We start from the raw sequence: 17,177 nt of genomic DNA, 5'->3' as shown, positions 1-17,177 counted from the left end.
GTGCTTTCCTGTTGGGTCGGCTGTTTGATCTCGCCATCTGCCACTCGCTTTGATGCCGATGGTCAGCGGCAGGCTGTTTCGGGGCGGCGAGAGGTGCGTCGGGCATGGCGGGGAGACGGGCGCTGGGGCGGCGGTTCGGGTGGTTGTGGGCGGCGTATGCGGTCAGCTCGTACGGCACAGGGCTCGGGTTCGGCGCGTTTTCCGTGCTGGCGGTTGTCGTGCTGCACTCCGGGCCGACACAGGTGGCTGCGCTGTCCGCGGCGGGGCGGGCAGTGGGAGCCGTGGTGGCGGTGCCACTCGGTCCGTGGGTGGAGTTCCGGCGTAAACGGCCGGTCATGGTGGCGATGGACCTGACCCGGTTCGCGGCGTTGACGAGTGTCCCCGCCGCGTTCGCGCTGGGTCGGCTCACCTTCGCCCAACTGCTTGTCGTCTCCGTGGTGGTCGCCGCGGCCAACATCGCCTTCAACGCGGCCGGCGGGGCGTATCTGAAGGCGCTCGTGCCCCCGGAGGACCTGCTCGTCGCGAACGGCCGGTTCGAGTCCACGATGTGGAGCGCGACGGTGGTCGGACCGCCGCTCGGCGGGGCGGCGATCGGGATGTTCGGCCCGGTGACGACCGTGGTGGCCGATGCGGTCAGTTACCTGCTCTCGGCGCTGGGCATCCGCGCCATCGGCGGGACGGAACCGCGGCCCGCGCGGACCGGCGCGCCGCGGCTGCGCGCAGGCGATCTCCTCGAAGGATGGCGGCACATCCTCACCCACCCGGCGCTGCGCCCGCTGTTCCTCAACACGATCGTGGTCAACGGCCTGATCATGGCCTCCGAGCCGCTGCTCGCCGTGCTCCTGCTGGGCCGCCTCGGGTTCAGGCCCTGGCAGTACGGTCTCGCGTTCGCGGCCCCTTGCGTCGGTGGTCTCGTCGGCTCACGCCTGGCGCGCCGGCTCGTGGCGCGGTTCGGGCAGCACAAGGTGATGCTCACCGCGGGGGTGCTGCGTGCGTGCTGGCCTGTCGGACTGGCGTTCGTCCGGCCCGGTGTCCCCGGGATCGTCCTCGTCATCGCCGTCCAACTCGGCCTGGTCACCTGCATCGGCGTGTTCAACCCGGTGCTGGCCACCTACCGGCTCGACCACACCGGCCCCGACCGGGTCGCCCGTACCCTGACCGCGTGGTCGGTCAGCAGCAGCGCCGCCATCGCAGCCCTGACCGCTCTGTGGGGTCTGCTGGCCGCCGTCACCGGCGCCCGCACCGCGATCGCGATCGCCGGAATCCTCCTCCTCGCCACCCCCCTGCTGCTCCCGCGCCGCGAGAACGCGCCCGGGAACGCGAAGAAGCAGGCTGCCACCCTCATCTGACACGTGCGCGTTGTCGGACGAAGGGCGCGTTGTCGGACGACGGCTCTGGGTACTCGGCGCGCATGAACGAAGCACCGCAACCACGACAGTGACGAGCGGCGGACGGCCGAGCAGGCCGCCCGGGAGCAGCGCAAGGCTGAGGACCGGCGCGCCGCTTCGCGTCTGTTCGAGTACCCCTACCCGGAGCGCCGGGCAGGCGTCAGGGCCCGGCGCCGTGTGACGGAAGAGGCGGCGGACGCCGACATGGCGCCCGGTGTCCCCGGCGGCTACGGCACCACCGGGGGCGGCCAGCCGGGCGGCACGGGAGCGGCCCATCCGCCCCGGCCTGCCCGACAGCAACGCGGGGAGGGCGACGGCGACACGCAGAAGCCCTGACGGTGCCCGCCGGCAGGGCGACACCACCGCCGGTGTCCGCCGGCGGTGGGTCGCCCGTCTGCCGGTGCGCACACGCGTCGAGCGTGCGCCCGCGTCTCTCAGGTGCGGCCCGACGATCCGGTGATCGCGTCCTTCACCCGGTCGACCATGGACGCGAAGGGACCGGTCAGCAACTGGACCGCGGGCGATCCCGCAGCGGTGGGGTGCGGATGAGTCGGTGCCACCTTCTCGACCATCTGCAGCCTCGCCCCGAGGCCCTTGAGCTGCTCCTCGTCGCAACCGCGCCGCACCGCGGGGAACTCCTCCCGCTCCTCGTGCTCGGCGTGATCGATGACGGCCTTCTCGAAGGCGGCGAGCTTCCCGTCGAACTCGGCGCTGGTGACGTCCATCTTCTCCAGCTCGGCGAGGACCTTGTTGGCTTCCTCCTCCTCGTGGTTGCGGGCCTCAGCCTCGGCGTCACCGGCCGTCCTCTTCGCGGTGGGGCGCAGGATCAGTTCCTCCGCGGTCTCGTGCACCGCCAGCAGCGCCCTCAGCTCGTCGAACGTCTGCTTCTTCTGCTCGCCCTGCGCGCTCTTCACGTCGTCGAACAGGTCTCGGATACGTGCGTGCTGCTCCAGCAGGACGCGGACCACGTCGCCTTCCGGAAGCCTCGCCGCCTCCTTGCGTTCCATCGTCGCATCGCTCACGGCACTGCCCTCCTCTGAGCGTCGTCACTGGGCGGGTAACCCCATCCCATTAGGACAAACGGAACAAACCAGGCACAGGTCGCACAGGGGCCCGCCGCGGATGCCCCTCGTCGCGCCGCCCCGTGAGGAAGAACGGGGGGCGTTGCTACGCACCTCTTGACCAGCCGCGATCAGGGGAAGATCGTGTGACCGGGCGGACCGGCACGCAGGAGGCGCCGTGACAAGCACATCAGCAGAGCCGCGGATGCCGAGCCTGGAGATCCGCTCCATCGACTACGTCCCACTCGACGAACGCCACGGCAAGCTGTGGCACCTCGGGCCGTTGTGGTTCATGTCGAACGCGCAGATCGCCACACTGGCGGTGGGCCTGATCAGCATCACCGAGGGTGGGAACCTCATCTGGTCGCTCATCGCGATCGTGGCGGGGACCGTCGTCGGCACCTTCTTCATGGCCTTCCACTCCGCCCAGGGCCCGCAACTGGGGCTGCCCCAGATGATCCAGTCGCGGCCCCAGTTCGGCTACGTCGGGGCCCTTCTGGTGTGGCTCTTCGCCTACCTGCAGTACGCCGGGTTCAACGTCTTCAACACCATCCTCGCCGGGGAGGCCCTGCACACCACGGTGCACGGAGGCGTCGACCTGTGGGTGGTCGTGGTCACCGTCGTCGCCTTCCTCGTGGCGCTGGTGGGCTACGACGTCATCCACCGGGCCGAGCAGATGCTGACGTACACGTTCCTGGTCGTCTTCGGGATCTTCACGGTGGGAATCCTGGTCACCCTGCACTACCCGCCGGGTTCCTTCGACCTCGGCGCCTTCCGGTGGACGCCGTTCCTCGCCCAGTTCGGCGTGGTGGCCGGCTACCAGATCAGCTGGGCCATCTACGTCTCGGACTACTCGCGGTACCTTCCGCCGGACGTGACGGTCCGCAAGACCTTCTACTGGACCTACTTCGGGTCGGCGCTCGGCGGCATCTGGCTGATGGTGCTCGGGACGCTGCTCGCCGCCTGGGCGGGCAAGGACTTCGACACCATCCGCTCGATCGACGCCGCGGGCGACAAGGTGTTCAGTGGATTCGGCGCGATCGTGCTGCTGTTTGCCGCGCTGGGGCTGGTGTCGGTCACCGCGCTGAACATGTACGGCGGGTCGCTGACGCTCATCAGCGCCATCGACTCCTTCAGGAGGGTGCGCCCGACGCTCGCCGTACGGCTGGTGACCATCGGACTGACCGCGGCGCTCTCCCTGATCGGCGCACTGTCCGCGACGTCCAACTTCCTTCAGAACTTCAACAACTTCCTGCTGCTGGTGCTCTACCTGTTCATCCCGTGGACCGCGGTCAACCTCATGGACTACTACGTGGTGCGCCGCGGCCACTACGCCATCGCCGAGATCTTCAATCCGCGCGGGGTCTACGGGCGCTGGGGGTGGCACGGCATCATCGCGTACCTGGTCGGGTTCGCCGCCATGGTGCCGTTCTTCTCCGTCGCGAACCTCTACGTCGGGCCCGCCGCCGAGGCGCTCGGCGGAGCCGACATCTCCCTCTTCGTCGGACTACCGGTCGCCGCGCTGCTGTACTGGCTGCTGACCCGGTCCATCGATGTGGAGGCCGAGCGGCGACTGGCCGAGGCGGAGGCCGCGGAACTGGAGCGAGCGGCACACGAGCACCGCGAACCGTAGGGCCTGCCCTCCGATCAGCTCATACGGCGGTCACGACCAGCGCGGCCTGGTCGTCCCGGGAGGTGTCGTGCGTGAAGGCGGCGACGGCGGTGGTGACGGACTCCAGCAGGGCGGCGGCGGTGGGCGGAACCGTGGTCAGCGTGTCTGCCAGCCGTTCCTCACCGAACAGCTCGCCCTCCGGGGACCGCGCTTCGGTGATGCCGTCAGTGACGAGGACCAGGCCGTCGCCCGGGTGCAGGTCGACGCGCACAGGTGATCCCACACCGCCCAGGCCGAGGCCCAGCAGCAGGCCGGGCGGCACGAGCCGTTCGACGGTGCCGCCTGCGCGGCGCACGAGCGGCGGCACGTGGCCGGCGCGCATCAGGGTCACCGCCTGTCCCCCGGTGGTGTGCCGCAGCTCGCCGTAGACGAGCGACACGAACAGGTCCTGGCCCTCGGTGTGCTCGGCCAGGGCGTCGTTGATCGCGGCGACCACGGACACGGGGTCGCGCAGCAGACGGGCGACCGCACGTGCCGTGTGCCGGACCATACCGGTCGTGGTGGCGGCCACCGCTCCGTGACCGCACACGTCGCCGATCATGACGGCCCAGCGGTCGCCGGGCAGCGGGAAGACGTCGTAGAAGTCGCCGCCGACGTCGAGACCCTCGCCGGCCGGATGGTAGGAGGCCGCCAGAGCGGCGCCCGGCACGTGCGGCAGCTTCGGCGGCAGCAGCCCGGCCTGGAGTTCATGTGCGAGCCGCACCCGGTGCGTGAACTGGCGGGCGTTGTCCGCGCTCAGGGCCGCCCGGCCGGCGAGTTCTTCGGCCAGTGCCACGACGTGGCCGTCCCAGTCCCGGTCGACGGCCAGCAGCGCCAGGGCGCCGAAGGTGGATCCGCGGGCCGTGAGCGGTACGCAGAGGTAACCGGCGCCGCGCCCGCCGAGCTCTGTCCCGGGGCGGAGCTCGATGAACCCGGTCTCCGTCGCGCCGGAGGCCAGCACCCGGGCCACCGCGCGATCCACCGCCTCGCACCACTCCGGTGCCACGAGCAGCGGCTCGTGCGCGCGGGTCGCGGCCGCGGAGGCGATCCGGCTGTGGTGGCCGCCGTCGGCCACGTAGACGGCACACAGCTGCGCGAGGCTCGGGACCGTCAGCTGGGCCAGACGCCGCAGGCTGTTCGCGTAGTGCTGTTCGCGTGCGATGGCGGTGCTCGCCTCCAGGACGAAGGCGAGGTCTTCGCGGGCCGAGCTCTCACGCTGCCGCGCGGCTCGGCCCGCCGCCACGGCCTGGTGCCGCTCGATGGCCAGGGCCGCGACGCGCGTGAAGGCGGCGCCGAGGGCCAGGTCCTTCAGTTCCGGGATCTTCGGCGTCCGGTGGTACATGGCGAACGTGCCCAGCAGCCGGCCGTCCGTGCTCAGGATCGGGGTGGACCAGCAGGCCCCGACCCCCGCCCGCTTCGCCAGCTCGCGGTACTCCGCCCACAGCGGATCGGTGGCGATGTCGGTACAGACCACCGGGGCGCGCCGGTACGCGGTGGTGCCGCAGGATCCCTGGCCCTCGCCGATCGGGACCCCGTCGATCGCCTCGTTGTAGAAGTCGGGCAGGCTCGGGCCGGTGCCGTGCCGCAGCCGCCGGCCGTCGGCGTCGACGAGCAGCACGGAGACGAGCATGCCCGGGGAGAAGTCCTCGATCGTCCTGGCCATGCCGGTGAGAATCTCCTGCAGCGGGGCCTCGCGCGCGATCTGCTCCAGCAGGGCGCGCTGCTCCGCCGCCAGCAGCTGTGTGTCACGGTAGGCGGTGGTGTCCATGGCGATCACCACGACCCCGTCGACCCTGCCCACGGCGTCCCGCCGGGGCTCATAGGTGAGGTCGAAGATCCTCTCCTGCTGCGCCCCCGGCTCCCCGAGGACAAGCCGTTTGTCCCGGGTGCGGTAGGGAACGCCGGTGCGGTACACCTCTCGGATGCGGTTGATCACGCCCTGCAGAGCCGTATCGGGAATCAGCTCGACGATCGGCACGCCGGTCCGCCTCCGGCCGCCGCAGACGATGTCGAAGAACGCCGAGTTCGCGGTCTCCACGATGTGCCCGGGACCGCTGAGGGAGGCGAAGATCACCGGGGCCGGTCCGAACAGGTCCGCGTCCGGCGGCCACTGGGGGGAGAGCATGGCCGCGCCGGGCGGTGCTGGGACATCGGGCCTTATGGGCATGACCGGGTCCCCTTTCCGCCGTCCACTTCCAGACAATTTATACGTCTTTTCAGTGGAATTTCAGGGTTGGGGGGATTTTAGTGTCATTCGGAGTTGGGCGGGTCGTACCGTGCGCACAAACGGACGACGCCCGGGCCGGCCGTAGGGGCCCGCCCGGGCGTCGTGATCGGAGCGATCAGACGAGGTCGAACCGGTCGAGGTTCATGACCTTGTCCCATGCCGCGACGAAGTCCTTGACGAACTTCTCCTTGGCGTCGTCACTGGCGTAGACCTCCGCGAGCGCGCGGAGCTCGGAGTTGGAGCCGAAGACGAGGTCGACCCGGCTGCCGGCCCACTTCAGCTCGCCGGTGGCGGCGTCGCGGCCCTCGAACGTGGTCTGGTCCTCGGAGGTCGCCTTCCACGTCGTGCCCAGGTCGAGCAGGTTGACGAAGAAGTCGTTGGTGAGGACGCCGGGCGTCTTGGTGAGGACACCGAGCTGCGAACCCTGGTGGTTGGCGCCGAGGACGCGCAGACCGCCGACGAGCACGGTCGTCTCGGGGGCGCTCAGGGTGAGCAGGTTCGCCTTGTCGAGCAGCAGGTACTCGCCCGGCAGGCGGTTGCCCTTGCCCAGGTAGTTGCGGAAGCCGTCCGCCGTCGGCTCCAGCGCCTCGAAGGACTCGACGTCGGTGTGCTCCTCGCCCGCGTCCACGCGGCCCGGGGTGAAGGGCACCTCGACCTCGAAGCCGGCTTCCTTGGCCGCCCTCTCCACGGCGGCGGCACCGCCGAGGACGATGAGGTCGGCCAGGGAGACCTGCTTGGCGCCGGAGGAGGCGTTGAACTCCTGCTGGACGCCCTCCAGGACGCGCAGCACCTGGGCGAGCTGGTCGGGGTCGTTGACCTCCCAGCCGCGCTGCGGGGCGAGGCGGATGCGGGCGCCGTTGGCGCCGCCGCGCTTGTCGCTGCCGCGGAAGGTGGAGGCGGACGCCCAGGCGGTGGTGACCAGCTGGGACACGGTGAGACCCGAGTCGAGCAGCTTGGTCTTCAGGGTCGCGATGTCCGCGTCGTCGATCAGCTCACCCTCGCGCTGGGGCAGCGGGTCCTGCCACAGCAGGGTCTCCTCCGGGACCTCCGGGCCGAGGTACAGCGACTTCGGGCCCATGTCGCGGTGGGTGAGCTTGTACCAGGCGCGGGCGAAGGCGTCCGCGAATTCCTCGGGGTTCTCGTAGAACCGGCGGGAGATCGGCCCGTAGATCGGGTCGAAGCGCAGCGACAGGTCGGTGGTGAGCATCCGCGGGCGGTGCCTCTTCGACGGGTCGTGCGCGTCGGGGATGATCTCCGCGGCGTCCTTGGCCACCCACTGGTGGGCGCCGGCCGGGCTCCGCTCGAGCTCGTACTCGTACTCGAAGAGGTTCTTGAAGAACCCGTTGCTCCACTGGGTCGGCGTGGCGGTCCAGGTGACCTCCAGGCCGGACGTGATGGCGTCCCCGCCCTTGCCGGTGCCGTAGGTGCTCCTCCAGCCGAGGCCCTGCTCCTCCATGGAGGCGGCCTCGGGGTCGGCGCCGACGTGGTCCGCCGGGCCCGCACCGTGGGTCTTGCCGAAGGTGTGACCACCGGCGATCAGGGCGACGGTCTCCTCGTCGTTCATCGCCATGCGGCGGAACGTCTCACGGATGTCGCGGGCCGCGGCGATCGGGTCCGGGTTGCCGTTCGGGCCCTCCGGGTTGACGTAGATCAGGCCCATCTGGACCGCGCCGAGCGGGTTCTCCAGCTCGCGGTCGCCGGTGTAGCGCTGGTCGTCGAGCCAGGTGGTCTCGGGACCCCAGTAGACGTCCTCCTCCGGCTCCCAGACGTCCTCGCGGCCGCCACCGAAGCCGAAGGGCTGGAATCCCATCTGCTCCAGGGCGACGTTGCCGGTGAGGATCATGAGGTCGGCCCAGGAGATGCTCTGGCCGTACTTCTTCTTGACCGGCCACAGCAGACGGCGGGCCTTGTCGAGGTTGCCGTTGTCCGGCCAGCTGTTGAGGGGGGCGAAGCGCTGCTGACCGGCGCCGGCGCCGCCGCGGCCGTCGCTGATGCGGTAGGTGCCCGCGCTGTGCCAGGCCATGCGGATCATCAGCGGGCCGTAGTTGCCGAAGTCGGCGGGCCACCAGTCCTGCGACGTGGTCAGCACCTCGGCGATGTCCCGCTTCACCGCCTGCAGGTCGAGGGACTTGAACGCCTCGGCGTAGTCGAACTCCTCACCGAGGGGATTGGCCACGGCCGGGTTCTTGGCCAGGATCTTCACGTTGAGCCGCTCCGGCCACCACTGGCGGTTGCCGCCGCCCTGCGTCGGGTGCAGGGCGCGCCCGTGCGCGACGGGGCAGCCGCCCCCTCCACCCTCCGTCTTCGGGTCTGTGACGACTGCGTCGTGGTTCTCGGTCATGGCAATCCTTCCGGATGAGAGCGGATCACGGTGCTCAGGAACTGCGGGCGGTGGAACATGCGGAGCACAGGCCCCAGTAGACGACCTCGGCCTCGTCGATCGAGAAGCCGTGGTCGTCGGACGCGGTCAGGCAGGGCGCCTCGCCGACCGCACAGTCGACGTCGGCGACGGCGCCGCACGACCGGCACACGACGTGGTGGTGGTTGTCGCCGACGCGTCCCTCGAACCGGGCGGGGCTGCCGGCCGGTTCGATACGGCGTATGAGCCCCGCCGCGGTGAGCGCGTGGAGGGCCTCGTACACGGCTTGAAGCGAGATGTGTCCGACGCGGTCGCGCACTCCGGCGGCGATCGCCTCGACGCCGAGGTGATCGCCTTCCCGGACGGTCTCCAGCAGCGCGACGCGGGCCGCCGTCACCCGCAGGCCGGCACCGCGCAGCTCCTCGGCGGTGGTCGGAGTCCGGGATGCGGTCATGGCGTCGAACCTACCGCCGCAAACACGAATAGTTCAAGAAAACGAGCGAACCAAGTTTTGGCACGTCTCGGCAGGGGACCGCCCGCCGGGCCCTTTGAAGCTGCCATGCCACGAAATGCTCCCTTCCCACCCCTGGCCCCGGTGACGCGGCGACCGGTATACAGGCCCCGGCGAACGTGCGCCGGCCGCCGCCCGACGCGGGCTCCGCGCGCCGTTCCGGCCTCAGGGGGAGGACTTCCATGGCGCACGCCGGGCTTTCCATGGCGCACGACACGCATCCGGGCGAAGCAGCGAGACCTGGAGCGGCGGGACCTGGAGCGGCGAGACGCCGCCGGTGGCCGCTCGCCGTGGGCGCGGCCCTCGGCGGTTGCGCCCTCTTCGCCACCTCAACGGCACCTGCCGCGGCCCACGGCCCGGGGCCCGGTCGCGACACGCACTACGTGTCACTCGGGGACTCCTACACCTCCGGCCCCGTCATCCCCCGGCAGGTGGACGCCGCCTGCGCCCGCTCCGACCACAACTACCCCTCGCTCGTGGCGGCGGAGCGGCACGTGACCGCGTTCAAGGACGTGAGCTGCGGCGGAGCGACGACCGACGACATGTGGAAGGCGCAGGGCACCAATGCGCCCCAACTCGACGCGGTGCGGCGCGACACCGATCTGGTGACCGTTCAGATCGGCGGCAACGACATCGGCTTCGGCTCCATCATCGCCACCTGCGCGCGCCTGAGTTCCCAGGACCCGACAGGCGATCCGTGCCGGCGCTCCTACGCCTCTTCCGGGATCGACCGGTTGACGCTCGCCATCGCGCAGACGGCACCGAAGGTGGACCGTGTGCTGCGGGCCGTGCACGCCAGGGCACCGCACGCCCGGGTGCTCGTCGTCGGCTACCCGGACCTCCTGCCCGACGACGGCAGCGGCTGCTACCCCTCGGTCCCGTTCGCGTCGAAGGACTTCCCCTATCTGCGGGACACCGAGAAGCGGCTGAACCTGATGCTCCGTCTGGTGGCGGAGTGGAACCGGGCGGAGTACGTCGACACCTACGGTCCCACGCGCGGCCACGACATGTGCAAGGCGCCGGCGGACCGCTGGATCGAGCCGTTGCAGCCGGCCTCCCCCGCGGCCCCCGCGCACCCCAACGCCCAAGGCGAGCAAGCCATGGCGCGGGCCGTGCTGGAACGCCTGGGCGAGGGACGCGGACGTCACTGAGCCGGGCGACACCCGCAGTCCCGCCCTTTTGCGGCGGATCCGGACATGCGGCCGAAGAAGATCGTCCGTGCCGGTGTGACGTTCCCTACTACCCCCGAATGAAACGTGGCGAACGGGCAACGTTCCCCTTCATGCCCGTTCGCACACCCCCGGTAGATGACACGACGACGGCGCCCCGGACAGCGCCCGCCGCCACCACCGAGCCCGCCACAAGGGTCCCTCCGTCCGCTCCGGCGCCGTCGCTGCCGTCCCTCACCGGACTGCGCTGGATGGCCGCGCTCCTGGTCTTCGGACTGCACGTGCGCAACTTCGGCTATTTCGGAGGCACCGGCGGCCACATCATGACCTGGGCGTTCGACGCCGGGGGCACCGGGGTGTCGTTCTTCTTCATCCTGTCCGGATTCGTTCTGATGTGGACCGCGCGGCCGAACGACCGCACACTCTCCTTCTGGCGGCGGCGCATCGCCCGTATCTTTCCCGTCCACCTGGTCACCGCCGGAATCGCGCTGCTCATGGTCTACACGCCGCCCCATCTGGCGAAGCCGACGGCGGCCGAGGGACTGGCCAACGTGCTGCTGGTGCACTCCTGGCGGCAGTCCTGGTGGCAGACGCTGAACCCGGTCAGCTGGTCGCTGGCCTGCGAGGCCTTCTTCTACGCCGCCTTCCCGCTGATGGTGGTCGTCCTGCGCCGTCTCGGACCCCGGGCGTCGGCGGCGCTGGCCGGGGCATCCGTGCTGGCGGTCCTCGTCCTCGCCCGGGCGGACGCCCACGACTGGGTGAGCCAGTCGCTCTACTCCCTCCCCGCCGCCCGTCTGCCCGAGTTCGTCCTCGGCGCCGCCACCGCCCGGCTGGTGCGGCTCGAACGGTGGCGCGGTCCCGGCCTGGAAGCCTCCCTCGCCCTGGCGATCATCGGCTACTTCCTCGTGCCGCAGATCACCGACGGGGGGTACCCGGCCACCGCCTGCACCCTCATCGGCTTCGCGCTGCTCATCCCGGCGGCGGCCGTCGCCGACCTGCGCGGCCTGCCCTCACTGTGGCGGCACCGGCGACTGGTGCGCCTGGGCGAACTCTCGTTCGCGTTCTACATGGTCCACCTTCTGGTGCTGCGGGCAGGCACCAGCCTGCTCGGCAACTCGCCCCACTTCGGTCTGCCGACGGCCGTCGTCACCACCGCCATCGCGTTCGGCCTGTCGCTCGCCCTGTCCTGGGTGCTGTACGAGGCGGTGGAACGCCCCGCACGACGGCTGCTGCTCCGCGGCCGCCGCTCCTCCCGCACACAACGGGCTCCGATGGCCGCCAGGCCGGAGCCCATCGCGCCCACCCGCGAGGCTCCGGCCGCGGCACCCGACTGACGGGGCGCCGCACAAGACCGGCGACGACCGCGCCGGGAACCCTGGTCGAGCCGTTCCCCTCGGGAGCGGCTCGACCGCGGCGCACCCGGCGGAGCCGGGCGTGCCAGCGATCACGGGCTGCAGCCCGGTGTGCCGGTCCGCCTCAGTCCACGGTCGCCTGCACGTACGGCACCAGCCGCACAGGTCCGACGAGACCGTGGGCCTGGCGGGCGGCGGCGCCGAACACGGCCGGCTGGACGCCCCTGAGACGGTTGATGAGCGGTGTCGCCACCTCGATCTCGAGGGTGTTGTCGCCGTGGCGCAGCAGGGCGCCGACGTCGACGACGGGGCGCAGGCGGTCGGCCGGTGCCAGTCGCGTGCCGTTGACGGTCACCCGGAACGTGTCGCTGACCTGTCCTAGGTCCAGATACGCACCGTGGGACGCGTCCCAGCCGGCCGGCAGGGCGACCGTCGTGCGGTACCGGCCGATTCCGGCGGTGTCGGCCAGCTCGGGGATCTGCGACCAGGGCAGAAGCGTGTCGAGCGTCAGCGTCCGGCGTACCCGTTCGGTCCGCGTCGCATCGGATCCGGGGTACCAGTCCTCGACCTCCAGCTGCCAGCGGGTCGGCGTGATGACCTCCGGCACCGTCGGGACGACCGTGGTGACCGTACGGCCTCGGGACAGGCGTGTCGTGTAGGTGCCCGCCGTGGTCGCCCGGACGGTCAGGCCGCCCCGGGTGAACAGCACCGCGTCGACGTCCGTGGCGAGGGCGTACAGGCGGTCGCCGTTCCGGTCGCCGAACAGGCCGGGCCTGCCCAGCGCGACGATCACCACCTGGCCCGGCTGGAGGATGACGCGCAGGGTGAAGTCGTCACCTTCCTGGGTGTAGTGGGCGGTCCGCGCGACCTCGCCCGTCCAGGGGTCGAGCAGGTACGGCACGGTGGCGCCGCCCCGTGTCCGGCGCAGTGTCACCTCGTGGTCGATCGCCGCCACGGGTGGCTTGACGGTCTCGGCGTGCTTGCCGTTGCACAGGTAGTAGAAGTCCGCTTCCAGGGTGGCCCGGTGCGCGTTGAAGAGCGTGGAGGAGGTGGCGTAGCGCGCGTCGGGCGTCACGCCGAGCCGGGTGAGGGCGTCCCCGATCGCCGTCTTGTCGGAGACGCGGACGACATGGGGCAGGGCGAGCAGGCGGGCGAGGACCTCGCGCAGTTGCTCCGTCCCTCCCGGCGCGGGCACTCCCGGGGTCAGGGCCTGGTCGAAGGCTCCGAAGAGGACGACCGGAAGTCCGGCCTCGGCCGGCCTCAGCACCTTGCGGGCGTCGCTCAGGGCGAGCGTGGGGGTGAAGGCGTAGAAGAAGTCGCCTTCGATGAACAGTGCTTTGTAGGCGGGGCCGTCGGGGGCGAGCCGTCCGCCGGACACGGTCGCGCCGGGCAGGTCGAGCAGTGGGCCGCTGAGGAACTGATGGGTCCAGCCGAGCGGGACGCCGGTCCGCTGCCTCGGCCGGTCCCCCGCTCCTCGGGCCCGTCCGCTCACTCCCCGGCCGGAGGCTGCACGTCGTAGACGAGCAGTCCGTCGTCGCGCAGTCGCACTCCCTGGCTGAGGGAGTGAGGGACGAGCCGGCCGTCGTGCATCAGATGCAGGACGGGCCGCCCGCGCGCGAGCACCACGAAGTCGGCGATGAGGCGACGGTGACAGCGCCACCAGACGGCCTCCCCGCACATCACGGCCGTCCGCCGCTGTGCGGCTTCCTCGAGGAGCAGCGTGATCGCATCGACGAACTCGGCCGTCCGGGTGTGTCCGGCATACCCGCGGAAGGACTCGTTGCGCCACACGGTGTCGGGTGAGTCGTGCGGCACCTTGCGGAATCCGCCCAGTCGCGGCTCCCAGCGGTAGGCGATGCCGCACTCGGGCAGCCACTGCCGCAGCCGCTCCCTGCCGACGTCCGGGTTGCGGCGGCTTCCCGGCGCGGTCCTGACATCCACCACGGCGGCGATCCCCGCCGCGCGCAACAGGTCCGAGAGCCGGTCGCGGTCCGCCGTACCGTGTCCGAAGGTGACGAGCGCCTGTTGCCTCATACGTCCAGGATCGTCCGAACGCCTGGTCCCGCAGCCGCACCGGCTCGGCAGCAGGCCCCGGTTGCGGGTCCTCCCCGTGCGGTTCGGTTCACCGTGTCAGCACACTGACGCCCAGCGCGATCAGGCCGACGACCTTGAGGATCTCCAGGGCCACGTAGTACAGGTGCGCCCCGGAGCGGGGCGCGTCCTCCCCGGTCTCTCCGGCCAGCACGCGATCGGACCGCCGGTTCAGAAGCGGCCGGACCAGGCCGAGCTGCACAGCGAGCAGCGCCACCACGCACACGGTGAGCACGACGACCCCCGGCGGTGGGCTTCCGGCCGCCACCGCCGCGATCACGACGACCGCCCATACGGCCTCGGCGAGGTTCAGCCCGCGGAAGACCAGGCGGCCGATGCCGAGCCCGATGGGAACCGTCACTCCGGGGGCACGGAACTTCAGCGGCGCCTCCAGGAAGGAGATCGCCAGGACCATGCCGAGCCATACGAAGACCACCGCGGACGCGATCGCGGCCCCCGTCGTATTCATTCCCTCATTCGCCCTTCTGTGCGGCGGCCGCCCCGGTCGGCGCCGGCTCCGTCGGTTCGTGTGCCCGTCCTCCTGCGGCGGGCCGGGGCGCGCGTCCCAGGCGCGCCAGGCAGGCACCGGGTTCGGCGAACGGCTCCAGTGCGGTGGCGGTGACCGGGCCGGCCCATTCCGCGAGCGCGCCCTGCATCAGGCCCAGGTGCAGCGGGCAGACGACGGACCCGTACTCCTCGGCCAACTCGAGGAACGGGCAGTGCCGCAACCGGATCGTCCCCGGCACCGGGGCGCCCTGCTCGGCTTCCGGAGCGAAGCCGAGGTCGGCCAGCAGGGCGGTGAGCCGGGTGATCGCCTCCTCGTCCGTCAGCCGCCGGAACGGAGGTGGCGGGTCGGCCAGGTAGCGGCCCCAGGCGCGACCGGCCTCCCGGGCGGCCTCCGCCGAGCCGGGACCGGCTGACGCCAGGCGGCTGAGCAGCATCCGGGCCAGGAGGCGGTAGTTGCGCATCCCCGCGCGGTCCATGCCCGGCCGCGGTATGTAGACGGCACGGGGGCGTCCGCGGCCCGAGGGTTCCTCCAGACTCCGCTGCGCTTCGCCTCCCTCCACCAGAGCGTCCAGGTGGAAGCGTGCCGTGTTGGCGTGGATGCCGAGTCGCTGCGCGACCTCGGTGACGCCCAACGGCCGCCCCGCCGCGCGCAGCGCCCGCAGCACCTCCTGTCGGCGAGGGCGCTCGACCTCTCCGCTCACGGCGCTCACCCCCTTCTCCGCCACGGCCGCGGACCGGCCACCGGCCGGACACCTCCGCTAATTTCTACGAATATCACATGGAATAATAGACTCACCTATGCACCGGACGAACGGCCATCGATGACTGACCTCTCCGCCCCCGCACCGGACGGCACGCCCGTGGACACCCCCGTTCCGCGCTTGTTGTGCGACATCCGGGCCCTCGCCGGCATGACCCCGGAATCGGCCGGTGCCGTGTGGAAGCTCGCCGAGTCCGGACGCCAGCTCGACGCCAACCTCATCCGGCTGCCCGCCCGGCAGCGCGTGGACACCCACACCGAGCCGGACCTGGACGTCCTTCTCCTGGTCGTCACCGGCGACGGCGTCCTCGGCGGCCCCGACGGGCCACGCCCCCTCGCCGAGGGAACCCTGCTCTGGCTGCCGCACGGCTCCACCCGCAGCGTCACCGCGGGGGAAGACGGCCTGTCCTACCTCACCGTCCACAAGCGCCGCCCGGGCATGCAGATCCGCCGCCGCTGAACGATTCCCGGCTCAGCGCCCGTCACGGCGCATCTTTTGCGGCGCTCGACGGGGCCATACGGGACGAAGGCGTGCGATTTGGAGCGACATCGGGCCATGCCGGACCATGGGTCCGCCGCGGCGATCCCGGGCACCAGTTCGACGAAAGGCGCACCACCCCATGCACGTCACCGGAACCGTCCCTCAGTCGGCTCCGGCCCCTCAGGAGGCCCTCAAGGCCCCCGCCCCTGCCGAGGACTCCAGCGGCAACAACGACAGGCACGCCCGCCGCTTCGGGCTGCCCGTCGCCACCGCGCTGGTCATGGGCAACATCATCGGCGGCGGCATCTTCCTGCTCCCGGCCTCCGTCGCCCCGTACGGCACGGTCAGTTTGGTCGCCTTCGGCGTCCTGACCGTCGGTGCCATCGCCCTCGCCCTGGTCTTCGGCCGGCTCGCCGAGCGTGACCCGCGCACCGGCGGGCCGTACGTCTACGCCCGCGAGGCCTTCGGTGACTTCGCCGGCTTCCTCGCCGCCTGGGCGTACTGGATCACCACCTGGGTGTCGAACGCGGCGCTCGCCGTCGCCGCGGTCGGCTACCTCGACGTGCTGATCCCGGTGAACGGTCACCGCTGGACCGCCTGCCTGGCCGCGCTGACCCTGCAGTGGCTGCCCGCCCTCGCCAACTTCGCGGGCACCCGCTATGTGGGCGCCGTCCAGCTGGTGTCCACCGTGCTGAAGTTCGCGCCGCTGCTGCTCGTCGCCGTCGGTGGGCTGTTCTTCTTCGACCCGCACAACCTCGGCCCGTTCCACGCGGGCGGGGGCAGCGCGATCGGCGCGGTGTCCGCCTCCGCCGCGATCCTGCTCTTCTCCTACCTGGGCGTGGAGTCCGCCGCCGTCAGCGCGGGCGAGGTCAGGAACGCCCGGCGCAACGTGGGACGCGCCACCGTCATCGGCACCGTGGGCGCGGCGCTGGTCTATCTCCTCGGAACCCTGTCCGTCTTCGGCACGGTCGCGCACGACCGCCTGGTGAAGTCCACCGCACCCTTCTCGGACGCCGTGAACGCCATGTTCGGCGGCAGTTGGGGAGGCTGGGCCGTCGCGCTCGCCGCGCTCGTGTCGATGACCGGCTGCCTCAACGGCTGGACGCTGCTGAGCGCCCAGACGCCCTACGCCGCGGCCAAGGACGGCCTGTTCCCCGCCCCCTTCGCGCGCCGGCGGCGGGGCGTTCCCACCGTCGGCGTCGCCGTCACCGTCGTCCTCGCCTCGCTGCTCACCGTCTACAACTACACGTCGGGCTCGGCCAAGATCTTCGAGATCCTGGTCCTCGTCACCACGTTCACCGCGACCGTGCCCTATCTGCTGGCCACCGCCGCGCAGCTCTTCCACCTGGTCTCAGGGCGGCGGGAGTTGGTCGACCGGGCGCGGCTGGTGCGGGACGCCGTGGTCGCGTCGGTCGCGGCCGCCTTCTCACTGTGGCTCGTGGCGGGCGCCGGCTACGCGGCGGTGTACCAGGGCGTGCTGTTCCTGTTCGCGGGAGTCGTCGTGTACGCCGTGCTGGCGGCCCTGCGACAGAGGACGGCCTGACCCCGGAACGACCGTTGCCGTCGGGGCCCGGCCGGGCCGGATGCCTGGGGAAGCGCCGGATTCGGCGACGGGGCCCG

At 71.4% G+C, this 17,177-nt stretch carries 14 protein-coding genes and 1 pseudogene; 7 read left to right on the top strand and 8 right to left on the bottom strand.

Going from position 1 to position 17,177, the window contains the following annotated elements; translation table 11 throughout:
* The first annotated feature begins 104 nt into the window (after positions 1–104).
* Both N8I84_RS36475 and N8I84_RS36470 read left to right on the top strand, forming a co-directional pair.
* On the top strand, positions 105–1,349 hold the full coding sequence (locus N8I84_RS36475) for an MFS transporter (RefSeq protein ID WP_263233760.1): 1,245 nt from the start codon (positions 105–107) through the stop codon (positions 1,347–1,349).
* 216 nt (positions 1,350–1,565) lie between these two features.
* Positions 1,566–1,724 carry a hypothetical protein gene (locus N8I84_RS36470; protein WP_263233759.1) on the top strand — a complete coding sequence of 53 codons (159 nt, stop codon included), beginning with the start codon at positions 1,566–1,568 and terminating at the stop codon, positions 1,722–1,724.
* 98 nt (positions 1,725–1,822) lie between these two features.
* Here the strand turns inward: N8I84_RS36470 and N8I84_RS36465 are convergent, their stop codons facing one another.
* Complete coding sequence (locus N8I84_RS36465) at positions 1,823–2,410, bottom strand: hemerythrin domain-containing protein (protein ID WP_263233758.1); 588 nt, start codon at positions 2,408–2,410, stop codon at positions 1,823–1,825.
* Between the two features lie 217 nt (positions 2,411–2,627).
* Between N8I84_RS36465 and N8I84_RS36460 the strand changes: the two genes are divergently transcribed.
* On the top strand, positions 2,628–4,082 hold the full coding sequence (locus N8I84_RS36460) for a purine-cytosine permease family protein (RefSeq protein ID WP_263233757.1): 1,455 nt from the start codon (positions 2,628–2,630) through the stop codon (positions 4,080–4,082).
* 19 nt (positions 4,083–4,101) lie between these two features.
* Here N8I84_RS36460 and N8I84_RS36455 read toward each other — a convergent pair whose 3' ends face one another.
* The 3 genes from N8I84_RS36455 to N8I84_RS36445 form a co-directional block, all read right to left on the bottom strand.
* Positions 4,102–6,267, bottom strand: a complete 2,166-nt coding sequence (locus N8I84_RS36455; protein WP_263233756.1) for a SpoIIE family protein phosphatase — start codon at positions 6,265–6,267, stop codon at positions 4,102–4,104.
* 175 nt (positions 6,268–6,442) lie between these two features.
* Positions 6,443–8,668, bottom strand: a complete 2,226-nt coding sequence (gene katG, locus N8I84_RS36450) for a catalase/peroxidase HPI (RefSeq protein ID WP_263233755.1) — start codon at positions 8,666–8,668, stop codon at positions 6,443–6,445.
* A gap of 34 nt (positions 8,669–8,702) precedes the next feature.
* Positions 8,703–9,140, bottom strand: coding sequence for a Fur family transcriptional regulator (locus N8I84_RS36445; RefSeq protein ID WP_263233754.1), 438 nt, complete (start codon positions 9,138–9,140; stop codon positions 8,703–8,705).
* A 260-nt stretch (positions 9,141–9,400) separates the two neighbouring features.
* On the opposite strand from N8I84_RS36445, the gene N8I84_RS36440 reads away from it, so the two are divergent.
* Together N8I84_RS36440 and N8I84_RS36435 are read left to right on the top strand one after the other, a co-directional pair.
* Positions 9,401–10,348, top strand: coding sequence for an SGNH/GDSL hydrolase family protein (locus N8I84_RS36440; protein ID WP_263235005.1), 948 nt, complete (start codon positions 9,401–9,403; stop codon positions 10,346–10,348).
* A gap of 131 nt (positions 10,349–10,479) precedes the next feature.
* Positions 10,480–11,700, top strand: a complete 1,221-nt coding sequence (locus tag N8I84_RS36435) for an acyltransferase family protein (protein ID WP_263233753.1) — start codon at positions 10,480–10,482, stop codon at positions 11,698–11,700.
* A 142-nt stretch (positions 11,701–11,842) separates the two neighbouring features.
* On the opposite strand, the pseudogene N8I84_RS36430 reads toward N8I84_RS36435, so the two are convergent.
* The 4 genes and pseudogenes from N8I84_RS36430 to N8I84_RS36415 all read right to left on the bottom strand — a co-directional run.
* Positions 11,843–13,168: pseudogene (locus N8I84_RS36430) on the bottom strand (glycosyl hydrolase); the annotation flags it as partial.
* Positions 13,169–13,206: 38 nt separating this feature from the next.
* Positions 13,207–13,752 carry a DUF488 domain-containing protein gene (locus tag N8I84_RS36425; protein ID WP_263233751.1) on the bottom strand — a complete coding sequence of 182 codons (546 nt, stop codon included), beginning with the start codon at positions 13,750–13,752 and terminating at the stop codon, positions 13,207–13,209.
* Positions 13,753–13,840: 88 nt separating this feature from the next.
* Entirely contained in the window at positions 13,841–14,278 is a 438-nt protein-coding gene (locus N8I84_RS36420; RefSeq protein WP_263233750.1) for a hypothetical protein, read from the bottom strand.
* Between the two features lie 4 nt (positions 14,279–14,282).
* On the bottom strand, positions 14,283–15,026 hold the full coding sequence (locus N8I84_RS36415; RefSeq protein ID WP_263233749.1) for a helix-turn-helix transcriptional regulator: 744 nt from the start codon (positions 15,024–15,026) through the stop codon (positions 14,283–14,285).
* A gap of 111 nt (positions 15,027–15,137) precedes the next feature.
* On the opposite strand from N8I84_RS36415, the gene N8I84_RS36410 reads away from it, so the two are divergent.
* Positions 15,138–15,536: a cupin domain-containing protein gene (locus tag N8I84_RS36410; RefSeq protein ID WP_263233748.1), complete on the top strand. Its 399-nt coding sequence runs from the start codon at positions 15,138–15,140 to the stop codon at positions 15,534–15,536.
* 160 nt (positions 15,537–15,696) lie between these two features.
* Positions 15,697–17,100, top strand: a complete 1,404-nt coding sequence (locus tag N8I84_RS36405; RefSeq protein ID WP_263233747.1) for an amino acid permease — start codon at positions 15,697–15,699, stop codon at positions 17,098–17,100.
* Positions 17,101–17,177 lie beyond the last annotated feature (77 nt).

This window comes from Streptomyces cynarae, assembly GCF_025642135.1.
Taxonomy (GTDB): Bacteria; Actinomycetota; Actinomycetes; order Streptomycetales; family Streptomycetaceae; genus Streptomyces; species Streptomyces cynarae.
Note: the sequence above shows the minus strand (reverse complement) of the source record. Positions and strands in the feature narration are given on the sequence as shown.

What these genes read in the sequence shown, in the direction of transcription:
- N8I84_RS36455 (WP_263233756.1), bottom strand. Translation starts at nt 6,267, where the DNA reads ATGCCCATAAGGCCCGATGTCCCAGCACCGCCCGGCGCGGCCATGCTC.
- N8I84_RS36445 (WP_263233754.1), bottom strand. Translation starts at nt 9,140, where the DNA reads ATGACCGCATCCCGGACTCCGACCACCGCCGAGGAGCTGCGCGGTGCC.
- N8I84_RS36440 (WP_263235005.1), top strand. Translation starts at nt 9,401, where the DNA reads ATGGCGCACGACACGCATCCGGGCGAAGCAGCGAGACCTGGAGCGGCG.
- N8I84_RS36475 (WP_263233760.1), top strand. Translation starts at nt 105, where the DNA reads ATGGCGGGGAGACGGGCGCTGGGGCGGCGGTTCGGGTGGTTGTGGGCG.
- N8I84_RS36410 (WP_263233748.1), top strand. Translation starts at nt 15,138, where the DNA reads ATGACTGACCTCTCCGCCCCCGCACCGGACGGCACGCCCGTGGACACC.
- katG (WP_263233755.1), bottom strand. Translation starts at nt 8,668, where the DNA reads ATGACCGAGAACCACGACGCAGTCGTCACAGACCCGAAGACGGAGGGT.
- N8I84_RS36420 (WP_263233750.1), bottom strand. Translation starts at nt 14,278, where the DNA reads ATGAATACGACGGGGGCCGCGATCGCGTCCGCGGTGGTCTTCGTATGG.
- N8I84_RS36405 (WP_263233747.1), top strand. Translation starts at nt 15,697, where the DNA reads ATGCACGTCACCGGAACCGTCCCTCAGTCGGCTCCGGCCCCTCAGGAG.
- N8I84_RS36435 (WP_263233753.1), top strand. Translation starts at nt 10,480, where the DNA reads ATGCCCGTTCGCACACCCCCGGTAGATGACACGACGACGGCGCCCCGG.
- N8I84_RS36425 (WP_263233751.1), bottom strand. Translation starts at nt 13,752, where the DNA reads ATGAGGCAACAGGCGCTCGTCACCTTCGGACACGGTACGGCGGACCGC.